This window comes from Nucisporomicrobium flavum, assembly GCF_016464385.1.
GTDB lineage: Bacteria > Actinomycetota > Actinomycetes > Mycobacteriales > Micromonosporaceae > Actinoplanes > Actinoplanes flavus_A.
On record NZ_JADMLH010000016.1, the window covers coordinates 158,692 to 179,228 of the forward strand.

Annotated in this window: 20 protein-coding genes; 10 read left to right on the forward strand and 10 right to left on the reverse strand. The window is 72.4% G+C overall.

Translation table 11 applies throughout. The annotated features are described in order from the left end of the window. Positions 1 to 61 precede the first annotated feature (61 nt). The gene (locus IT780_RS31120) at positions 62 to 1,312 is read left to right on the forward strand and encodes a L,D-transpeptidase (RefSeq protein ID WP_199515384.1); all 1,251 of its coding nucleotides are present in this window, start codon (positions 62 to 64) and stop codon (positions 1,310 to 1,312) included. Positions 1,313 to 1,317: 5 nt separating this feature from the next. On the opposite strand, the gene IT780_RS31125 is transcribed toward IT780_RS31120, so the two are convergent. Then, entirely contained in the window at positions 1,318 to 1,731 is a 414-nt protein-coding gene (locus IT780_RS31125) for a hypothetical protein (protein WP_199515385.1), read from the reverse strand. 73 nt (positions 1,732 to 1,804) lie between these two features. Between IT780_RS31125 and IT780_RS31130 the strand changes: the two genes are divergently transcribed. Further along, on the forward strand, positions 1,805 to 2,575 hold the full coding sequence (locus tag IT780_RS31130; protein ID WP_199515386.1) for a nucleotidyltransferase domain-containing protein: 771 nt from the start codon (positions 1,805 to 1,807) through the stop codon (positions 2,573 to 2,575). A 115-nt stretch (positions 2,576 to 2,690) separates the two neighbouring features. Here the strand turns inward: IT780_RS31130 and IT780_RS31135 are convergent, their stop codons facing one another. The 3 genes from IT780_RS31135 to IT780_RS31145 are packed head-to-tail and all read right to left on the reverse strand — an operon-like array spanning position 2,691 to position 6,372. After that, on the reverse strand, positions 2,691 to 5,441 hold the full coding sequence (locus IT780_RS31135) for an AfsR/SARP family transcriptional regulator (protein WP_199515387.1): 2,751 nt from the start codon (positions 5,439 to 5,441) through the stop codon (positions 2,691 to 2,693). 5 nt (positions 5,442 to 5,446) lie between these two features. Beyond that, positions 5,447 to 5,902: a PRC-barrel domain-containing protein gene (locus tag IT780_RS31140; protein ID WP_199515388.1), complete on the reverse strand. Its 456-nt coding sequence runs from the start codon at positions 5,900 to 5,902 to the stop codon at positions 5,447 to 5,449. A 38-nt stretch (positions 5,903 to 5,940) separates the two neighbouring features. Further along, positions 5,941 to 6,372 (reverse strand): response regulator, encoded by a 432-nt coding sequence (locus tag IT780_RS31145; protein WP_199515389.1) that lies wholly within the window; start codon positions 6,370 to 6,372, stop codon positions 5,941 to 5,943. A 281-nt stretch (positions 6,373 to 6,653) separates the two neighbouring features. Here IT780_RS31145 and IT780_RS31150 point away from each other — a divergent pair, with 281 nt between their 5' ends. Next, positions 6,654 to 9,308 (forward strand): transglycosylase domain-containing protein, encoded by a 2,655-nt coding sequence (locus IT780_RS31150; protein WP_199515390.1) that lies wholly within the window; start codon positions 6,654 to 6,656, stop codon positions 9,306 to 9,308. Here IT780_RS31150 and IT780_RS31155 read toward each other — a convergent pair. Then, positions 9,266 to 9,607 carry a DUF2750 domain-containing protein gene (locus tag IT780_RS31155; RefSeq protein ID WP_199515391.1) on the reverse strand — a complete coding sequence of 114 codons (342 nt, stop codon included), beginning with the start codon at positions 9,605 to 9,607 and terminating at the stop codon, positions 9,266 to 9,268. The two genes, IT780_RS31150 and IT780_RS31155, sit on opposite strands and share 43 nt — an antisense overlap. A 78-nt stretch (positions 9,608 to 9,685) precedes the next feature. Next, positions 9,686 to 10,159 (reverse strand): DUF2000 domain-containing protein, encoded by a 474-nt coding sequence (locus IT780_RS31160; protein ID WP_199515392.1) that lies wholly within the window; start codon positions 10,157 to 10,159, stop codon positions 9,686 to 9,688. 71 nt (positions 10,160 to 10,230) lie between these two features. On the opposite strand from IT780_RS31160, the gene IT780_RS31165 reads away from it, so the two are divergent. Genes IT780_RS31165 through IT780_RS31175 form a run of 3 tightly spaced genes read left to right on the forward strand, consistent with a single transcriptional unit; the run spans position 10,231 to position 11,657 of the window. Beyond that, positions 10,231 to 10,701, forward strand: coding sequence for an Lrp/AsnC family transcriptional regulator (locus IT780_RS31165; protein WP_199515393.1), 471 nt, complete (start codon positions 10,231 to 10,233; stop codon positions 10,699 to 10,701). Between the two features lie 5 nt (positions 10,702 to 10,706). Then, positions 10,707 to 11,204, forward strand: a complete 498-nt coding sequence (locus IT780_RS31170; RefSeq protein ID WP_199515394.1) for a GNAT family N-acetyltransferase — start codon at positions 10,707 to 10,709, stop codon at positions 11,202 to 11,204. A gap of 9 nt (positions 11,205 to 11,213) precedes the next feature. After that, positions 11,214 to 11,657 (forward strand): hypothetical protein, encoded by a 444-nt coding sequence (locus tag IT780_RS31175; RefSeq protein WP_199515395.1) that lies wholly within the window; start codon positions 11,214 to 11,216, stop codon positions 11,655 to 11,657. A gap of 10 nt (positions 11,658 to 11,667) precedes the next feature. Here IT780_RS31175 and IT780_RS31180 read toward each other — a convergent pair whose 3' ends face one another. The 3 genes from IT780_RS31180 to IT780_RS31190 form a co-directional block, all read right to left on the reverse strand. Further along, positions 11,668 to 14,262 carry a lipopolysaccharide biosynthesis protein gene (locus tag IT780_RS31180; RefSeq protein ID WP_199515396.1) on the reverse strand — a complete coding sequence of 865 codons (2,595 nt, stop codon included), beginning with the start codon at positions 14,260 to 14,262 and terminating at the stop codon, positions 11,668 to 11,670. A 145-nt stretch (positions 14,263 to 14,407) separates the two neighbouring features. After that, positions 14,408 to 14,914: a GrpB family protein gene (locus tag IT780_RS31185; RefSeq protein WP_199515397.1), complete on the reverse strand. Its 507-nt coding sequence runs from the start codon at positions 14,912 to 14,914 to the stop codon at positions 14,408 to 14,410. Further along, positions 14,911 to 16,017, reverse strand: coding sequence for a magnesium and cobalt transport protein CorA (locus IT780_RS31190; protein WP_199515398.1), 1,107 nt, complete (start codon positions 16,015 to 16,017; stop codon positions 14,911 to 14,913). The genes IT780_RS31185 and IT780_RS31190 overlap by 4 nt, the downstream gene beginning before the upstream one ends. A gap of 222 nt (positions 16,018 to 16,239) precedes the next feature. Between IT780_RS31190 and IT780_RS31195 the strand changes: the two genes are divergently transcribed. Together IT780_RS31195 and ybiA are read left to right on the forward strand one after the other, a co-directional pair. Further along, entirely contained in the window at positions 16,240 to 17,268 is a 1,029-nt protein-coding gene (locus IT780_RS31195) for a helix-turn-helix transcriptional regulator (RefSeq protein ID WP_199515399.1), read from the forward strand. A 140-nt stretch (positions 17,269 to 17,408) separates the two neighbouring features. Next, the gene (gene ybiA, locus IT780_RS31200; RefSeq protein ID WP_504739628.1) at positions 17,409 to 17,975 is read left to right on the forward strand and encodes a riboflavin biosynthesis intermediates N-glycosidase; all 567 of its coding nucleotides are present in this window, start codon (positions 17,409 to 17,411) and stop codon (positions 17,973 to 17,975) included. Positions 17,976 to 17,996: 21 nt separating this feature from the next. Here ybiA and IT780_RS31205 read toward each other — a convergent pair whose 3' ends face one another. Further along, positions 17,997 to 18,788: an ATP-binding protein gene (locus IT780_RS31205; protein WP_199515401.1), complete on the reverse strand. Its 792-nt coding sequence runs from the start codon at positions 18,786 to 18,788 to the stop codon at positions 17,997 to 17,999. Between the two features lie 134 nt (positions 18,789 to 18,922). Here IT780_RS31205 and IT780_RS31210 point away from each other — a divergent pair, with 134 nt between their 5' ends. After that, positions 18,923 to 19,678: an ArsR/SmtB family transcription factor gene (locus IT780_RS31210; RefSeq protein WP_199515402.1), complete on the forward strand. Its 756-nt coding sequence runs from the start codon at positions 18,923 to 18,925 to the stop codon at positions 19,676 to 19,678. Continuing rightward, the gene (locus IT780_RS31215; protein WP_199515403.1) at positions 19,675 to 20,517 is read left to right on the forward strand and encodes an LLM class flavin-dependent oxidoreductase; all 843 of its coding nucleotides are present in this window, start codon (positions 19,675 to 19,677) and stop codon (positions 20,515 to 20,517) included. Before IT780_RS31210 ends, IT780_RS31215 begins: the two co-directional genes overlap by 4 nt. Positions 20,518 to 20,537: the final 20 nt, after the last annotated feature.

Here is a 20,537-nt window from a genome sequence, read left to right on the forward strand (position 1 = left end):
TTGGGCGTCCTGGCATCCATGACGGATGATGGGCGCCGGGACGACAGCGGTGAGAGGGATCATGAGACTTCCTGGAGTGACCGGCCCGGCCGGGCGACGGCGGTGGCGCACCTCGGCGGTGGCGCTGGTGGCCGCGTCCGTGCTGCTCAGCGCCGGCTGCAGCGGTGACGACAAGTCCGGTTCCCCCTCCTGGCAGGGCGGCTCCCAGGGCGGCGACGCGTCGCCGGGCGCCTCCGGGGCGCCCTCGCCCGCGCCCACGCTGAGCACGGTGGCCGTGACCTCCCCGGCCGCCGAGGCGACCGGCGTGGAGGCCATCACCGAGATCAAGTACGAGTCCGAGGACCCGGGGAACACCACGGTCGAGGTCAAGGACGCCGACGGCAACGAGGTCAAGGGCACCCTCGACAAGGACGACAAGGTCTTCCGGCCGGCGAAGGCCCTCAAGTGGGGCAAGAAGTACACCGTCACCGTCAACGGCACCCCGTCGGGTGACAAGGGCGGCTCCACCTCCAGCTCCTTCACGGTGATGAAGAAGCCGTCGAAGCTGGTGCGCGTGTCGAGCTTCCTCGGCGACGGCCAGACCGTCGGGGTCGGCATGCCGATGATCGTCCGGTTCGGCCGGTCCGTCCCCGCGAGCTACCGCGACGACGTGGAACGCCGGATGACCGTGACCGCCACGCCGGCGCAGGAGGGCACCTGGCACTGGACCAGCCCGACCGAGGTGCACTACCGCCCCAAGACGTACTGGAAGCCGTACACGAAGATCTTCTACAAGGTCCAGCTGGCCGGGCTGCCGATGGGCAACGGCTGGTACGGCCGCTCCGACCTGACCGTGGACCTGAAGGTCGGGCGCTCCTTCGTCATGACGGTGGAGAACCGCACCAAGAAGATGACCGTGACGCAGAACGGCAAGGTCGTCAAGACGATTCCGGTCAGCCTCGGCAAGTCGAGCACCCCATCGTCGAGCGGCACGATGGTGGTCATCGAGAAGAAGCGGCACACCGTCTTCGACACGATGGACGAGCTGCCCAAGGGCCAGGGCTACCGCACCGACATCGATTTCGCGCAGCGGATCACGTGGAGCGGCCAGTACATCCACGCGGCCCCGTGGTCCGAGGGCGTGCAGGGCCGGCGCAACGTGTCGCACGGCTGCGTCAACGTCTCGATGGCGATGGGCAAGTGGCTGTTCGAGCGGACCCTCATGGGTGACCCGATCACCGTGAAGGGCACCGAGGAGAAGCTCAAGAACGGCAACGGCTGGACCGACTGGAACATGAGCTGGAGCGAGTACAAGAAGGGCAGCGCCCTCTAGAAAGCTCAGCCGGCGGTCGCCAGGCCCGAGTCGGCGCAGACGGAGACCATCTGGGCGGCCGCGGCGCTGACCGCTGCCACCCGGTCCGGTTCGTCGTCGCGGCCCTGTGCCGCGACGGCCCGGTCGTATGCCTGCTGGAGGCGGACGGCGGCGTCGGCCACCGGGGCGTCGGCCGTCGCGGTGGCCCGGCCCAGGTCCGAGACCACCCCCGGCTGCATCAGCGTCCCCTCGCGGACCGCCTCGCTGATCTTGCCGCAGGCGACGCTGCCCGGCGGGTCGTCCGCCACAGCGGCGCTCGGCGGGCGGGCCGGTGAAGCGGCGGGAGCGGGCGGGGTGGGAGATGGCGGGGCCGCCGGGGTGGAACAGCCGGCGAGCAGGGCCGCGAGCACCGGCGCGCAGAACGGCAGGAATCGCGACATACCGTTCACCGTAGGCGGTCGCCCCGGCCGTGGAGGCCGTTTCGGCTGGCCCGGGAACGCTACCGTCGCAGCGGTGACCTCCACCCTGGACGCCGGCGTCGTCGATGTCTGCCGGGCGTACCTGGCGCTCGCCGACCGGTACGAGCCCGGCCTCGTCCAGGGCCTCTACCTGCAGGGGTCGGTCGCGCTCGGCGACTACCGGCCCGGGGTCAGCGACATCGACTTCGTCACGGTGACCTCACGGCCGCCCGACCCGCGTGCGCTGCAGGCGGTGCACGCGGCGCTGCGGCGTACGCACGGCGGCACGGACTTCGACGGGCTGTACGTGCGCGAGGACGACCTGCGGCGCGACCCCGACCTGGTCCCCAGCGGTGCGGCGGTGCACGAGTGGCAGGTGGAGGCGGTGTCCCGCTTCGAGCGCACGCTGGTCACGTGGCACGTGCTCGCCCAGGGCGGCGTGGCCGTACGGGGGCCCGCGGCCGCCGAGCTCTGCGTCCACACCGACTGGCCGGCGCTGGCCGAGGCGACCCGGGAGAACCTCGCCGGCTACTGGACGACGTGGCGCAACCGTACGGTGCTGGGCCTGACCGGCACGAGCGACTGGGCCACCGCCTGGGGCGTGCTCGGCGTGGCCCGGCTGCGCCACACGCTCGCGGCGGGCCGGGTGACGTCGAAGACCGAGGCGGCGGCGTACGCGCTGGAGACGTACGACCGGCGGTGGCACCGCATCGTGCGTGAGGCGCTGCGTATCCGCACCGGCGTGGGGGAGCCGCAGTACGGCAACTCCGTGCGCCGCCAGGTCGACGTGGTCCGCTTCCTCAGCCACGTCCTGGACGCGGACTGAAGCGCCGCCGCGGACCAGCCGCGGACTGAAGCGCCGCCGCGGACCAGCCGCGGGCTGAAGCGCCGCCGCGGACCAGCCGCGGACCAGCGGGTCCGCGGCCAGGGCTGAAGCCAGGTCAGGGCCGCGGCCTGAGTTTGGCGCGCAGCGGCCCGCTGTCCTCGTGGTCGATGTCGGTGAAGATGGCCAGCGCCCGGGTCCACGCGTCGCGGGCGGCCGGCTCGTCCCCGGCGGCCCGGTGGGTGTCGCCGAGGTGGTCGAGGATCGTCGCCTCGAGGCGGCGGTCGCCCTGGGCGTGGAACAGCTCGTACGACCGCAGATAGCACCGCACAGCGTCGGCGTGGTGGCCCAAGTGGTGGTGCACGTAGCCGAGGCTGTCCCATGAGTGGGCCGCGCCCGTCCAGTTCTCCGCCTTCTCCTGCATGGCGACCGCCCGCTCGCAGTAGCCCAGCGCCTCCGCGTAGTTGCCGATCGTCACGTGGACCCAGCCGAGGTTGTTCAGCGCGCTGGCCATGCCGGAGACCTCGTCCACGCGGGCGTACAGCTCGTACGCCTGCTTGCCCTCGCGCAGCGCCTCCTCGTGGTCGCCGAGGCGGCGCGCGGTGGTGCCGAGGTTGAGGTGGATCAGCGCCCGTTCCACCGGGTCCTCGTTCTCGGGGAGCAGCCGGAGCGCCTCGAGGATGTGTTCCCGGGCCCGTTCGCCGTCGCCCAGCTCGCGGTACGCGTACCCGAGGTTGTAGTGGCTCCGCGCCTGCCGGCGGGGGTCGCCGATGCGCGTCGCCGCAGCCAGCGAGATCTCCATGCAGGTGATCCAGTCGCGGCCGTTCCACTGCCGTTCGAGGTACGTCGCCAGCGCCCAGGGCAGCAGCCAGGCGTGCAGGTCGAAGCCGAGCGTGTCGGCGTGGTCGACGGCCGCGCGCAACGTCCGTTCCTCGGTGGCGAACCAGGTCAGCGCCGCGGCGACGTCCGGAAGGTCCAGGGCGGTCACCCCGGGAGCCGGCGGGCCGGGGTCGTAGTGGTCGCGGCGGCGGTGCGGGTAGAGGACCGCGTCGCCGGCGAGCGCGGTGTGCACGTAGAAATCCAGCACGCGGCGGGTCGCGGCGCGCCGGTCCGCCTCCGGGTCGTGCCGGTCGGCCAGTTCCCTCGCGTACGCCCGCAGCAGGTCGTGCAGGCGGTACCGCCCGGCCGGCTGCTCACCGAGCAGGTTGGCCTGCACGAGCCGGGCCACCGCCGGGCGCGCCTCGGCGACCGGCAAGTTGAGCAGGTGCGCGATCGCCGGGAGTCCCGCGTCGGGGCCGGGATGCCCGCCCAGCAGCCGGAACAGCCGGGCCGCCGGGGCGTCGAGCGTCCGGTAGGACCAGGAGAAGACGGCCCGGACGTCCGCGGCCGGGTCGTCGTCGGCCAGCGCGTCGAGCCGGTGCCGCGCGTCGGCGAGTTCACCGGCGACCCCGCTCAGCGAGAAGCCGTCGTAGGTGGCCGCCCGCGCCGCCGTGATGGCCAGCGCGAGGGGGAGCCGCGCGCACGCCGCGAGGATCGCCTCCACCGCCGCCGGCTCGGCCGCCACGCGATCCGCGCCGACCCGGTGCGCCAGCAGGTCGCGTGCTTCGTCGTCGGTGAGCGTCTCCAGGCGTACGGGATGGGCGCCCTCGGCCGCGACCAGACCGCTGAGCCGGCTGCGGCTGGTCACCAGCACCATGCATCCGGCCGAGCCGGGCAGCAGCGGCCGGACCTGACCGGCGTCGGCGGCGTTGTCCAGCACGATGAGCATCCGGCGGCCGGTCAGCCGGCTGCGCAGCAGCGCCGACTGGGCCGCGATGTCGGCGGGCATCCGCTGGGGCGGCACACCCAGCGCCTCCAGGAAGCCGCGCAGGACCTCGGCGGGGGCGGCCGGGGGTCCGCCGGGGTCGAAGCCGCGCAGGTTCGCGTACAGCTGGCCGTCGGGGAAGCGCCGGCGGGCGTGGTGGGCCCAGTGCACGCCCAGGGTCGTCTTGCCGACGCCCGCGGTGCCGGACAGCGCGACGACCACCGTTCCGCCGGCGACGCCCTCGCTCAGCGCGTCGAGGCGGGTGAGGTGCTCGCGGCGCCCGGTGAAGCCCCGGACGTCCAGCGGCAGCTGACAGGGTCCGGCCGGCTCGGCGGACGGCGCGCTGTGCAGGGCCTGCCGCAGCTCCGGCCCGGGTTCGGTGCCGAGGTCGTCGCGCAGCCGGTCCCGGGTGCGGCAGAAGATCGCCTGAGCCTCGGCTTCGCGCCCGTCCGCGCGCAGCGCCCGGATGAGCAGGGCGGCCAGCGGCTCCACGAGCGGGTACGCGTCCAGCAGCGGGCGCAGCGACCCGGCCACGGCGCCGGGCGCGTCACCCCCGGCCAGGTCGATGCGGGCCAGCGCGAGCGTGGCGGTGAGCCACCGCTGGTCGAGGTCGTCGCGCAGGCCGGCGGCCCAGTCCCCGCCGAGGCCGGCCAGGGGCTGGTCGCGGCGCAGCGCCACCGCCTCCCGCAACGGCCCGGCCGCCTCGGAGGGGGCCGGCCCGGCCCGGCGTGAGCGGGACAGCAGGTCGTGGAAGCGGCTCAGGTCGACCCGGGTCTCGTCGGCGAGCAGGGCGTACCCGCCGTTGCGGAACTCCAGCGTGGGCGGCTCCGGCGTGATCGTCTCCAGCACGCGGCGCAGCCGCAGCACGTACGTGTGCAGCGCGTTGCGGACCGTCCGCGGCGGATCCTCGCCCCACACCCGGTCGATCAGCGCCTCGATCGGCACCGTGCGTCCCAGGTCGGCGGCGAGCGCGGCGAGCACGGCGCGCTGCTTGGCCGGGCCGAGGTCGAGCCGGTCCCCGCCCGCCCACAGCTCCACCGGACCGAGCAGACGGAGTTCCCACATGGGTTTCAGTCTTCATCAATCCGGATTTCAGCGTAAGCGGGCAGTATTCGCCCCGGCTCGATGTCACGGGGGTGGGTGGGGGGGGGGGGGGGGGGCCCCCCCCCCCCCCCCCCCCCCCCCACAGGGGGGAGAACACCCAAAACCGCGCGGCGCAGCCCGTCGGTGAGCGAGTCGTCGTCCGCCGTGGCGTCCTCGGCCGGCTCGGGAAGCTGCGCGGCCGGCACCGCGACGATCACGCCGTGCTCGAACAGGCCGTCGATCTGCGTGGCGGCCGCGTACCGGTGGCCCTGCGGCGTGTCCAGGACCAGGCCGTGGAAGATCTCCTCGCGGTCGTCGGCCAGGACGTGGGCGACCGTACCGGCCTTGTCGCCCGCGCGGTCGTAGACCGGGGTGCCGTCGGCCAGGACGAGGAAGGACTGCGGGGCCCCGAGGTCCTCAGGGGCGGTGTCGGTGTCGGACATGCCTGGTGACGTACCCCGGCGGGTGCGGCGGGTAACCGTCAGTCGGCCGGCGGCAGGACGGCGACCTCGCGGTAGAAGCGGTCGATCGTCCGGACGGTCGCCTCGAAGTCGTCCAGCTCGAACGGCTTCGTCACGTACGCGTTGGCCCGGTGCTGGTAGCTGGCCACGATGTCCGGCGGCGCGCCGGAGGTGGTCAGGATGACCACCGGGATCGCCTTGAGCCGGTCGTCGGTCTTGATCGCGGCGAGGGTCTCGCGGCCGTCCATGCGCGGCATGTTGAGGTCGAGCAGGATCAGGTCGGGCCGGTGCGCGTCCTGGTACGGCGTGACCCGCAGCAGGTAGTCCAGCGCCTCACGTCCGTCGGACACCCGGTTGACCCTGGTGTGGGTCTCGGAGCTCTCGAGCGCCTCCGAGATCATGAAGGCGTCGGCGTCGTCGTCGTCGACGACGAGGATGTCCAGCGTGCGCACGGAGCCCCCTTGTTTGCAGTGCGGCAAGCATAGGGTCCGCCGCCGGGAAGTACTACATCAGGGAGGTATGAAATCCCTCGGTAACGAGACATGTCTCATACCGGGCCCAGGCAACGTTCTCGAAACAGCAGGTCACTGCGCGTCGAAAAATTGTGCGCGCTCGGGCACGCAAAGTAGTCGTCGATCTCGTACAACAGAGCCGGGCGTCAATCCGTCCCGTATTTGTGACCACCGATATCCCCGACCCCGCGCGGCGCCGGCGGCGACGGTTCTGGCGCCGCATGCTGACCCGGCTGTTCGTGATCGTCGTGTTCTACTGCGGCACCGGTGCGGCGGTCGCCGAGGCGTACGTGGAATCCGTGCCGCTGCCGGCCGCGCCCGTCGAGCCCCAGGCATCGACCCTGTACTTCGCCGACGGGCGGACGATCCTGGCCCGGGTGGGCACCGTCGACCACAGCGACGTGCCGCTGTCGGCGGTGCCGGAGGCCGTACGCTCCGCAGTCCTGGCCGCCGAGGACCGCGACTTCTACAACCACGGCGGCGTCTCCGTCCGCGGCGTGCTGCGCGCGGTGGTGGCGGACGCCCGCGGCAGCCGGGAAGGCGCCTCCACGGTCACCCAGCAGTACGCCCGCAACGCGTTCCTCACCCAGGACGTGTCGGTCGAGCGCAAGGCGAAGGAGATGGCGCTCGCGATCCAGTTGGAGCGCAAGTACACCAAGAACCAGATCCTCGAGCGGTACCTCAACACCATCTACTACGGCCGGGGCGCGCAGGGCATCGCGGCGGCGGCGCACGCGTACTTCGGGGTGACACCGGACCGGCTCACCGCGGCGCAGGGTGCGGTGCTCGCCGCCGTCATCAAGGATCCGTACGGGTACGACCCCGCGCACAACGCCGAGGCGGCGCGACGGCGGTGGAACTGGGTCGTCCGCTCGCAACGTGACCTGGGGTGGCTCAGCGGCGAGGTCACGTACCCGAAGGTGTTGCCGGCGTCGGCGAAGAACCCGGGCCCGGACGGCATGGTCATCGACCGCGTGGAGCGGGAGCTGGCGGCGCACGGCGTCACCCCGCAGGCGCTGCACACCCAGGGTCTGTCGGTGGTGACGACCCTGGACGCGGCCGCCCAGCGGGCCGCGGTCACCCAGGTGGACCGGCATCTGGCGAAGCAGCCGAAGGCTCTGCGGACGGCGCTGGTCGCGGTCGACCCGAGAACCGGAGGGGTACGCGCCTACTACGGCGGCCGGCAGGGGCGGGGTTTCTTCGACGACGCCTCCGCCGCCCACCCGGCCGCGTCCACGTTCAAGCCGGTGGTGCTCGCCGCCGCCCTGCGCCGGGGGATCGGCGTGAACTCGCGCTGGGACGGCAGCTCGCCCCGGATCTTCCCTGGCCGGCTCGGCGTGCCGTTGCAGAACCAGAAGGACCTGCAGTGCCCGGACTGCACGCTGAAGAAGTCCATGATGGAGTCGCTGAACACCCCGTTCTACGCGGTGACCGAGCAGATCGGCGCGACGGCGGTCCGGGACATGGCCCACGAGCTCGGCATCTCGAAGCGGTACGCGGGCGCACCCTCCCTGGTGGACGCGAAGGGTGACCCGCGCCCCGGCAGGACCCGCCCGGACATTGCCATCGGCCGGTACGCGGTGACCCCCGCCGACCTGGCCACCGTCTATGCCACGTTCGCCGCGGGCGGGGTACGCCACGAACGGCACTTCGTGGAGTCGGCGACGGACGCGGGCGGCAAGCGGGTCTGGACGGCCTCGCGCGCGTCCCGTACGGTCCTCGACCCGGCGGCGGCCGCGGATGTCACGTCGGTGCTCAGCGCGACGCTGCGCGCCGACGGCGCCCGGCCGGGCCGCCCGGCGGCGGGCAAGACCGGCACCCAGCAGTGGGCGGACACCCGGGACAACCAGGACGCCTGGATGGCCGGCTACACCCCGGACCTGGCCACCACGGTCTGGATCGGCAAGTCGCGTCCCGGGCCGATCCGGGACGCCAAGGGCAAGGCGATCGAGGGCCGGACGATCCCGGCCCGGCTGTGGCGGGACTTCACCCGCGCCGCGCTCGCCGGCTCGCCGGTGGTGCCACTGCCGGCGGCCGCGAACATCGGGCGTACGGATGTCGGCGACGCCGGCAAGGTGCACGCGTCGAAGCCGGTGCAGAAGCGGGGTGAGAAGCAGGGAGAGCAGCAGAAGCAGGCCCCGAACCTGGTGGTCGTCCACACCGCGGGTCAGGGCAAGCGGCTGGCGCTCACGTTCGACGACGGCCCGTCCGAGTACACGCCGGAGGTGCTGGACCTGCTGGCGCAGTACGGCATCAAGGCGACGTTCTGCATGGTCGGCGAGGAGGTGCAGCGGTACCCGGAGCTGGTCCGGCGCGTCATCGCCGAGGGTCATGAGCTGTGCAACCACTCGTGGAAGCACGACGATCTCGGGGCGATGTCCGCGGCGGCGGCCCGTGACGACATCGAGCGGACGGACGCGGCGATCGCGGCTGCCGCGCCGGGGGTGACCGTGCCGTTCTTCCGGGCGCCGTACGGGTCCTGGGGCCACTCGGCCAAGGAGGGCGTCAAAGCCGGGCACACCCCGCTGGGCTGGGTCGTGGACCCGGACGACTGGCTGCTGCCCGGCGCGGACGTCATCGCCGACCGCATCGAGCAGCAGCTCACGCCGCGCGCGGTGGTGCTGGTCCACGACGGTGGCGGTGACCGCGCGCAGACGGTCGAGGCACTGCGCAAGCTCATCCCGAAGCTGAAGAGCCAGGGCTGGACCTTCGACCTGCCGGAGCGGACGGTGGCGTCGAAGCCGCTGACAGCTGAGCCTTCGCTCTCGCCCTCGCCCTCCGTTCCGCCCAGCACCAGCCCGTCGGTGACGCCGCCGGGCAGTCCGGAGCCGAGTCAGTCGAACCAGGAGGAGACGCGGTCGGGCTCGACGTCGTAGCCGGTGGCGCGGGCGCCGGCCCAGTTCACCCCGACCAGCACGCCGTCGCGCCGCAGGCCGGGCAGCCAGTCGCCGACCCATTCGCGCAGCGGGATCTCGACCACCTCGAAGCCCTGGTACGCCTCGATCCCGCCCACCACGCGCTGGGCCCGCGACGGCTTGGACCAGAAGGGCATCGCCCGGGTGCCGTCGCCGGCCCGGGGCGCCGGGAAGCCGCCGGCGTCCCGGATCGACCAGACCCGGCCCTCCACGGGCACTTCGCGGCGGAACGCCGCCGTGTGGGCCGCGCTGAGCGACATGGCCGTCCCCCTCCGTGAATTCCGGCGCTGTCCCTATCGTGGCCCGTCGAGCGGTTCCAGGTGATTTGAACCGGCAAATCAGCCGAGCAGGCTGAGCCGGTGCACCAGCTTGTCGATCCGGTTCCGCGGCCCGACCAGGCCGATCGCGTGGTACGCGAGCTCCGCCGTCGCCGTCTCGCCCACCCGCTGCAGGTACTCGTCGTACACCCGGGTGCTCTGGCCGTCCGTGGGCATGTCGGCGACGAAAACACCGAGCGACTCCACCGCCTTCGCGCGGATCTCACCCAGCTTCGCGGCCGGCGCGCCCAGCACCGTGCAGCCGGCCCAGGGCAGCCCCGGGTGCAGCGAGCCGCCCGCGTCCTTGGCGTCGGGGCCGATCAGCCCGGTGACCGACGTCGCGGTCGCGGCGGCCACACAGATGGCGGCGTTGACGGCCCGGCCGGCGGGCAGCGCCTCGTCGACCACGATCACCCACTTGAGCCGGGCCGACCGGGTGGGCTCGTCGGTACGGATCTCCTCCGGCTCGAAGCCGACCTGATGAATGGCACTCATGAGGCAAAAAGCTAGGCATTACCACGGTTGCTCGGCAATAGTTTCGTACTTGATTCGGATACGGTGCCGATATGGCTGCTCTCGACGAACTTGATACGGCGATCCTGCGGGAATTGCAGGTGGACGCACGGCGTACCAACCGGGACATCGCCGCGGCGGTCGGCGTCGCGCCCACCACGGCACTGGACCGGACCCGGGCGCTGCGTGAGCGCGGCGTCATCCGGGGCGCGAGCCTGAACGTGGACCTGGCCGCCATCGGGCGGCCCGTGCAGGCGCTGATCGCCGTACGGATCCGCCCGCCGTCGCGCCGCAACATCGAGGCTTTCCGCAACTGGGCGGCGGCGCTGCCGGACACCCTCGGCGTCTTCGTGACCTCGGGCACGGAGGACTTCCTCATCCACGTGGCGGTGCCCGACAACGACAGCCTGTACGCCTTCGTCATCGACCGGCTCACCGAGCACGCGCACGTGGCGGACGTACGGACCTCGGTGGTCTACGAGCACCTGCGCAACGACCGGATCAGCCCGGTGGCGCGAGAATGAGGCCCATGGAGATTCGTGAGGCGGCCGCCCGGGACTGGCCGGCCATCTATCCGTTCTGGTCACGCATCGTCGAGGCGGGGGAGACGTACGTGTACCCGCTCGGCCTCGGCAGCGACGAGGCACGGGCGCTGTGGATGGAGCAGCCACCGGGGCGCACCGTGGTCGCCGTGGACGGCGACGACGTGCTGGGGTCCGCCAAGATGGGGCCGAACCGGCCGGGCCGGGGCGCGCACATCGCCACGGCGAGCTTCATGGTCGACCCGGAGCGGCACGGCCGCGGGGTGGGCCGGGCGCTGGGGGAACACGTCCTCGGCTGGGCGCGTGCCGAGGGCTACCACGGCATCCAGTTCAACGCCGTGGTCGAGACCAACACCGCGGCCGTGCACCTGTGGCAGGCCCTCGGCTTCGAGATCATGACGACGATTCCCGAGGCGTTCGACTCCGCGTCGCACGGTCTCGTCGGCCTGCACGTCATGTACCAGAAAATCCGCTCTGACCGGTAAGGTCAGCCCATGATCAAATACCGACCGATCGCCGTGGCCGCCCTGGCCGTGGCCGCCGGACTGGCCACGGCGCTGACCGGTACGCCCGCCGAAGCCGCCGCGGGCGGGCCGTCCCCGATCACGACCTGGCTGAACCCCGTCAAGCCGCACAAGGCCACCTGGGTGAACGTGCACTGGACCACCGGCAGGAAGATCTGCGACGCCGAGGTGCGGGTCGAGGGCGACAAGGTCGACGTCTCCTACCCGAGCAACACGGACACGTACTCGTCGTTCTCGCAGAGCGACTCCCTGCGCGGCGGTCACGTCGACCGGACTGCTGTCAACGTGACCGCGCACTACGGCAGGACCGCGTTCGTGCCGCTCGAGGCCACGATCACGTACACCACCTGCAAGAGCGACGCCGTACGGTCGAAGACGTTCTGGCTGACGCTCCCGGTCCTCAAGACCTACTGAGCGGAGCCCCCTACCGCGCGGCCATGATCAGCGCGGCCGGGTCGGCGCAGACCAGCTCCAGCGCCCGGGCCACCACGGCCGGGTCGTACGTCGACGCGTGGAACGTGGCCTCGAGGTGCAGCACGCCGCCCATCTCCGAGGTGGTCAGCGTGACGCCCTCGGGGCCGTTCAGCGTCGGCACGCTCTGGTTCACCCGGCCCGCCGCGTCGACGGCCCACGGCAGGTCGCCGAGCACGTCGTGGCGGCCCTGGTTGCTGAAGGTCAGCCGGGGCCGCGGCCGCGCCGGCGCCTCGGCCGGGTACGGGTCCGGCATCCCGGGCGCCCCGGCGACGAGGATCTTGCCCTCGCGCAGCAGCATCATCGTCAGGATCCGGCCGGTCGCCAGCTCCGCCTTCAGCGTGGTGTGGATCGACCGGGGGTCGGTCAGGTCCCCGGGCGTCAGGTACGGGCCCATGCAGAAGTTGCTGTCGATGCTGACGTCCTTGTCCAGGTAACGCCGCGCGTCCGCCAGGAACGTCCCGCCGCTCAGGTCCGGGTCCAGCCCCAGGTCGCGCAGCGCGACGGCGAACGCGGCGAAGGTGATCGCGGAGGTCGTCACGCCCGGGGCGTGCTCGTCGCGCCACACCCGCATCCGGCCCAGCACCTCGGCCGACCGGGCCGTCTCGACGGTCAGGTCCGCCGTCCACGGGCGCAGCTCCGACTCCTCCGGGTGCGGCGGCCGGGCGAAGCTCAGCCCCTGCTTCCAGCGCGCCGGCTTGGTGCCGAACTGCTTCCACCAGGCCTTCGGCAGCGCCCACCGGTGCCGCCGAGAGGGGGCGATCACCGCGGCGCGCTCCTCGCCGGCCGCGCGGACCAGCTCACGCAGGAGCGTGTTGACCGGGCCGGCGTCGCCGTACGCGTGCGCCACCTTCATCGCCACGTACCCACCGCCGGCCAGGATGCGGACCGGGTGGTGACCCCGCGGCTCCGCCTGCAGTTGCCGGGTCATCGCGTCGAAGTCGACCGGGCCGTCGCCCAGGTCGGTGACGGCCTCGCGGACGTACCCGGCGAACGCCTCGGCGTCCAGGTGCAGCCAGCGCGCCCCGCTGCGGTCCAGGCGCGACACCGCCCGGTGCGTCGGGTCGGCGGCGTGCAGGCCGATCAGCGCGGCCCGCAACCGCTCGGCGGTCACCCCGGTCAGCGGCCCGACGGTACGGATGTACTCGAGCGGCAGCCACGCCCGCTCGTGCAGCGTGAGGCTGGTGGTGGACACGACATCTCCTTCTTCGGCGGCAGCGGTACGGGCGAAGACCACCCGCAGGACGGTCGGCGCGACCAGCACGGTCTCCACCGCCATCACCACGGCGACCCAGGTGACCAGCTCGGTGAGGCTGCCGCGGCTGCCGCCGTACCAGGCCGCGAGCAGCTCGGCGACCCCGGCGAACACGGCGAAGATGCCCGCGCCGCGCACGGTGCCCTGCACCCGGGAGATCGCCAGGAAGAAATGGTGGAAGACGAACGGCACGTAGGTCAGCGCCAGGATGGTGAGCGCGGCGCCGGCGGACTTCGCGTACGCGGCGCCGAACAGCGACATGATCGGGTCGGCCGCGACGGCCACCACCAGGGAGACGGGCAGCCCGCCGCCGAGGCAGATGAGCAGGCCCATCCGTACCTTCGAGCGCAGCGCCGCCCGGTCGCCGCTGGCCACCGCGAACAGCGTCAGCGCCACGTTGCCGGGAACCATCGCCAGGAACGACAGCACCATGAAGGCGGTGTAGAAGGACGCGTTCGCCTCCGCCGACAGCACGGCGGTCACCACCAGCGGCAGCGCCGCCCGCGGCAGGTACGTCGCCAGGTTCAGCAGGTTGTGGTCGAACGTGGCCCGGCCGCGCCCGCGCAGCAGCGACGCTCTCGGGCGTACGGAATCGACCATGTTCTTGCGCCGCAGCGTGCGGCCCAGGACCGCGACCGACAGCACCATGCCGGCCACCCAGGTCAGCAGCAGCATGCCGCCGTCGAGGGTGAGCGGAAGCAGGGCGAGCACGCCGAGCAGCACCAGCTTGACGACGGAGAACCAGGCGTTGCGCATGAGTTGCAGGGGGCCCTGCAGGAGCCCGACCAGCGCCTCGTCCAGCACCAGCGTCATCGCGTTCAGCGCGATGCCGAAGACCAGCAGCACGGTCGCGGCGGTGCCGCCCAGCGCCTCCCGCAGGCCGGGCACCGCCCAGTGCGCGAGCCCCACGTAGATCAGGCCGCCGACCGTGGCGGCGCTGCCCGCGACGAGCAGGCAGGTCGAGATCAGCTCCCACTTGCGGCCCCGCAGCGACGGCAGGTCCGAGATCAGCATGGTGCCCATGCCGAACATCCCGATCGTGCCGATCAGCGTCATCGCGGACACCGCGGCGGAGGCCTGACCGACCGCCTCCGCCGGTGCGGTACGGGCGGCCAGCCACCAGTACGCGAACCCGAACAGCGAGGTGAGCGCCGTCGTGGCCATCAGCGAGCCGGCGTTCAGGAAAAGATCGAGGTGCCCGCGCAGGACGGTGACGAGCCCGCCGCGGCCCGGACCCTCGGGCCCGGGATCGAGGCTCTCCGGTACGGCTTCGGTAACCGAGGTCTGCTGCACAAGCAGCAACGGTAGTTACGGTCAGTGTTCGCCTGCCACGGCAAACCGGGGCACACCCGTTGTTCCGTCCGGACTGGAGACCGGGCGCTCCGGAGGAGGGGACCGGGACCGAACGGCCGAGGTTTGTGACGGGTGTGACCTGGAGTTATTCCTCCCAGACCGGAACCGGGGGCAGACCCCGCTCGGCGCGGGCGGCATCGGTCAGTTCCTGGATCAGCCGGGTCTTACCGCGCGTATACGCATCGCCCGGGCCGTACCGGTCCATCAGCTCCCGCTTGAGCGCGGCGTAACGGTCCCTCGCCTCCGGGTACGCCAGGAGGTGGTCGCGCAGCAGCCGCTCGTTGCGCGTCGGCCAGCTCTCGGCGGTCACCACGTGCAGGTGGTACGCCGTGCTGTCGTAGTCCTCGCGCCGGTAGAACAGCCGGGCCGGCATGTCGGTCGGCTGCAGCCGGTAACCGAGGCTCTGCAGCGCGGGATCGTTGACCTTCGCCAGCTCGTCCAGCGCGGCCATCAGATCGATGACCGGTTTCGCGGCCAGGCCGGGCACGGCGGTGCTGCCGACGTGCTCGACGGCGGTGAACAGGGGCGCGAGGGTCAGGCACGCCTGCCGGCCCAGCTCGGACCAGCGGTCGTCCGGCTCCGCGATGGTCACAACCAACCCACCTTCTTCAATCGGCGGTACAGCACGACCGCCGCCACGGCCATGAGCGCCAGCGCGCCGAAGTAGCCGTACCGCAGCCGCAGCTCGGGCATGACCTCGAAGTTCATCCCGTACACCCCGGCGATGGCCGTCTGCGCCGCGGCGATGGCCGCCCAGGACGCGATCTTGCGCATGTCGTTGTTCTGATCCACGGAAACCTGCGCGAGGCGGGCCTGCAGGATCGAGTTCAGCAGCTCGTCGAAGCCCGCGACCCGATCCACCGCCCGCGCGAGGCGACCCCGTACGTCCACAAGGTACGGATACAGGCCGTCCGGCACCACCCCGCGGTCGAGCAGCCGCTGCAACGGCTCCTGCAGCGGCAGCACCGCCCGCTTGAACTCCACCATCTCGCGCTTCAACTGGTAGATGTGGGCGACGTCCGGCGCCCTGTCCAGCGCGAACGTCGTCTCCTCCAGCGCCTCCAGGTCCCGTTCCACATGCCCGGCGACGTCCAGGTACAGCTCCACCATCCGGTCGCAGACGGCGTACGCGACGGCCCACGGCCCCTCGGCCAGCAGCGCCGGTCGCGCTTCAAGCTCCTCCCGTACGGCGGTCAGCGCACCCGCCGCCCCGTGCCGCACGGTGATCACGAACCGCGGGCCCAGCAGCACCGTGACGTCACCGGTGTCGACGACCTCGCTGGTGGCGGTCAACTCCTCGTGCTCGACGTAGCGAGCCGTACGCAGCACCAGCCGCGTCACGTCGCCCAGCGTCTCGGCAACCGGCCGGTGCCCCGCGGCCGCGGCCTGCACGGCGGTCAGCTCGTGCAGCCCGAACGTCTGCGCGATCGAGGCCATGGTCGCCTCGTCGGGCTCGTGCAGCCCCAGCCACACGAACGCGTCCCGCTGCCGGGCGGCGGCCTTGACGGCGTCGGCGTAATGCGACCGGCCGGGCCTGCGGCCGCCCGCCTGGTAGACGGCGCAGTCCACCACGGCATCGGGATTCGACCGGCGAACCTGCCGCGGCGTCTCCGGCTGCGACCGGCTGAGCCCTTCGATGAGCCGCCCTAGCGTCCGCGGAATGAGGTACGGCTCCCGCCTCCGCCATCCGAACATCCGCCCCGCTCCTCCGTTGGTTCTCGGCCGCTTCGTGCGTCGCTGTCGTTTTCTCCGCGTCGCATCCGCATCGCTTGTTGGTGTCGCGTCCGCGTCGTGTCGGCGCCGATGATCTCCGACCGACCGTAGCGGCTGGGCGCCCGCGCCGGACGGACAGGCGGGCTGTCCCGATAGGGTGTCGACCGGCCAGAATCTGACCTCAATCGGCGGGAGCCTGGACGCATGGCGAACACGAGCGCACGGATGCTCCGGCTTCTCTCCCTGCTGCAGACCCACCGCTACTGGCCGGGCGCCGAACTCGCCGAACGCCTCGACGTCAGCCCTCGCACCCTGCGCCGCGACGTCGACCGGCTCCGCGAGCTCGGCTACCCGGTCGACGCCGCACGGGGGGTCGCCGGCGGTTACCAGCTCCAGGCCGGAGCGGCGATGCCCCCGCTGCTCCTCGACGACGAGGAAGCGGTCGCCATCGCCATCGGCCTGCGAACGGCGGCCGCGGGGGCGGTCGCCGGCTTCGAGGAGACCTCGGTACGCGCCCTCGCCAAAGTCATCCAGCTCCTCCCACCCCGCCTGCGCCGCCGCATCGACGCGCTGCGCGCCATGACCACCCCGGGCGTGCTCGGCGGCGGCCCCACCCTCGACGCCACCGTGCTCACCACGCTGGCGATGGCCTGCCGCGGCGAGGAACGGCTGCGGTTCGCCTACGCGCCCCGCGACGGCGACCCGGCCGACCGCCACGTGGAACCCCACCGCCTCGTCCCGCTCGGCCGCCGCTGGTACCTGATGGCGTGGGATCTCGACCGAGGCGACTGGCGCAGCTTCCGGGTCGACCGGCTGAGCGAACCGGCGATGACGGGTGCCCGCTTCCGGCCCCGGGACATCCCGGGAGGGGACCCGGTGGCGTGGCTGCGGGGGCGGCTCGCCTCGGTGCCCAACCGGTACGACGTCTCGGTCGTCCTGCACAGGGACGCCGAGTCGGTACGCGCGATGGCCGGCCAGTGGGCGGCCGTGGAACCGCTGCCCGGCCCGGCCGAGGACGCGCCCCCGGCAGAGGACGCGCCCTCCGGCGCGGGGCCGAGCCCGAGCTCCGGCGCGCCGCGGTGCCGGTTGCGGATGAGCGTCGACGACCTGGGCTGGCCCGTCATGCTGCTCGGCGTGATCGGCGCCGACTTCCTCATCGAATCGCCTCCCGAACTGCGCGACCGCCTGCGCGACACGGCCGAGGTCCTCCTGCGCGGCGCCGGGACGCCGTGAGCTAGGGACGGATCGGCGCCCCCGTGGCGCCGATCCGCACTCATGAACCTAGCGGCACCCTCCGACATTTTTCCGGCCCCGGAACTCCACAGTGGCCGGCCGCCGAAACTCGGCCGACGATGTCGGTGGGTGGCGGCATACTGCGGGACGTGGAAGCCATGCCGCGTACCGTTCAGGACCTCGTCGCGCTCGGGCAGTCGGGCGAGCCGGTGAGCTATCTGTTCTTCTGGGGCCACCGTCCGCAGCGCGACGGCAGCATCGGGGCGGGTTGCCTGAGCCAGTGGTGGCCGTCCGTGTTCACCGTGGACGGCGTACGGTTCGGCTCGGCCGAGCACTACATGATGTGGCGCAAGGCCCTGCTCTTCGGCGACGAGGAGGTGGCCGCCCGCGTCGTCACCGCGAGCCATCCGCGGCAGGCGAAGATGCTGGGCCGGCGCGTCCGCGGGTTCGGCGAGGAGACGTGGGCCGCCCAGCGCTACGGCATCGTCGTCGAGGCGAGCCTGGCGAAGTTCGGGCAGCGCACCGAGCTGCGCGATTTCCTTGTGGGCACGGGCGATCGCGTCCTGGTGGAGGCGAGTCCGACCGACCGCGTCTGGGGCATCGGCCTCGCGGCCACCGACGAGCGTGCCGCCGACCCGGCCCGGTGGCGGGGCCTCAACCTGCTCGGCTTCGCCCTGATGGAGGCCCGCGCCCAGCTCAGCCGGTGACCCGGGGCATCGATCACCGGCTCACCAGCGGCGCGGGCGCCCCGCCCGGTCGCGTACGGTCGCCCACACCATCTTGCCGTCCGTGACCGGGATCGCGCCCCACGCCGTCGAATCCGCGTGCACCACCCGCAGCCCATGACCCCGTTCGTCGAGCGGCAGCCCCGGCTCGACCGGCGCCAGGTCGAGAACCCGGGGCAGCTGCCGGGTGCGGTCGCGGACGACGAGGTGGAGCGCGGTCCCGCGCCGGGAGACTGAGATGTCCATGTCCGTACGCGCGTGCTCGACGGCGTTGGCCACCAGCTCGGACATCACCGCCCGCCCGGGGTGCAGCACCGCCTGCAGGTCCCATTCGTGGCACGCGTCCCCGACCAGGTTGCGGGCCTCGCACGGCGCCTCGGGCGAGGGTGTCAGGCGCAGCCGGATGACCTCGGCAGGCGGGCAGTTCTCGGTCAGCGCCGCGCGGGCTTCCTCGGGCGTCTCCAGCACCGACTTGCAGTCGGCCGAGCGCAGCGCCGCGGCGAGCGCGGACTCCCGTGGAAGGCAGAGCGCGAGGCGTACGGCCGGAGTGGCCTCGGCTGCGGAGATCCAGGTCGGCACGCTCGCGCCCGCCGGATCGACAAGACCGTGCAGGTCGACCATGATGCCGGCCGGGCGTTCGGCCAGGCATTTGCGGAGCGTACGGGTAGCAGCGGTCTGCAGTGCGGCCGTCCAGTGCCCCGTCACGGTGATGTCGACGAAGGAGCCGTCCCGGTCCGCGGTGACCGACAGTGGTGATTCGCCGGGCTCGATCAGGTACGGAGGTTCTTCCCCCATGGCACGGCCTCCCGCCGTCGAGAACACCCGGAGTCTTCGTCCGCGGCCGCGGGAGGTCAACGGGTACGTCACTCCATCGGGGTAACCCGATCGGCGGGATTGACATGCAGGTATATGCCTGCATAACTTGGCGTATGGATCTGGTGTTCAAGGCCCTCGCCGACCCGACCCGTCGCCAGCTGCTCGACCTGCTGCGTGAGCGCAGCGGCCGGACGCTGGGCGAGCTGTGCGGCCACGTCGACATGACGCGGCAGTCGGCCACCCAGCACCTGGCCCTGCTGGAGGCGGCCAACCTGGTCAGCACGGTGCGCCGCGGGCGCGAGAAGGTCCACTACCTCAACCCGGTGCCGCTGCACGAGATGCAGGAGCGCTGGATCGACAGGTTCGAGCGCCCGCGGTTGCGGGCCCTCAGCGCCGTCAAACGCAGAGCGGAGAGCGCGATGAGCGACCGGCCCACGTACGTCTACGTCACCTACATCGAGAGCACCCCGGAGCAGGTCTGGCACGCGCTGACCGACGCCGACCTGACAGCGAGCTACTGGGGGCACGCCAACATCTCGGACTGGCAGCCCGGTTCCCGGTGGGAGCACCGTCGCACGGACGGCTCCGGCATCGCCGACGTCGTGGGCGCGGTCGTGGAGAGCCGGCCACCCGTACGCCTGGTCACGACCTGGTCCGACCCCGCCGACCCGAGCGAGTCGTCACAGGTCACCTTCGAGATCGAGGCGTTCCACGAGATCGTACGGCTGACCGTGACGCACGAGAACCTGGCCACCGAGCAGGAACACGCCGACGTGGCGAGCGGATGGCCCGCCGTCCTGTCGAATTTGAAGACGCTGCTCGAAACGGGGCGGATTTTGTCACAGGCACCGTGGACGATGGACCGGTGACTGATCTCGGTGCGATCTTCCTGCCCCAGAACCCTCCCGAGCGACTGCCCGATGCGGCCCGCGCGGCCGACGAAGCGGGCCTCGAGCAGCTGTGGCTGTGGGAGGACTCCTTCCTCGCCGGCGGCATCTCGGCGGCCTCCGCGGCGCTCGCCGTCACCACCCGGCTCAAAGTCGGCATCGGCATCCTCCCCGTGCCGTTCCGCAACGTCGCGGTGACGGCGATGGAGGTCGCGACGCTGCATCGCATGTTCGGCGACCGCCCCATCGTCGGCCTGGGCCACGGCGTCCAGGAGTGGATGGGTCAGGTCGGCGCGCGGGCGGCGTCGCCGATGACCCTGCTCCGCGAGTACACGACTGCCCTGAAGTCCCTGCTCAGCGGCGAGCCGGTGACCACGGAGGGCCGCTTCGTCCGCCTCGACGACGTCAAGCTGGACTGGCCGCCGGCCACGGCGCCCCGCGTGTTCATCGGGGGCACCGGCCCGAAGACCCTCCGTCTCGCCGGTGAGCTCGCCGACGGCACCATCCTGACCGGCAGCACCACGCCCGACACGCTCCGCGAGGCCCGCACCCACATCCAGCCGCCCGAGGGGCATGAGGTCGTGGTCTTCATGCCGGCAGCCACCGGCCCCGACGCCGTCGACCGCCTGGCCCGTGACCGCGAGAAGTACGGCGCTCCCTGGCTGGGTGCCCACGGTGACGCGGCCGACATCGCCGCGGTGGTCGAGCAGATGGCCGCGGCGGGTGCGGACACGGTCATCCTCCAGCCGACGCTGGACGAGCCGTCGCCCGAGGGCTTCATCCGCTTCGTCGCGGAGGAGGTGCGCCCCCTGGTGAAGTGACGCGCCGGGTCACCCTCGAC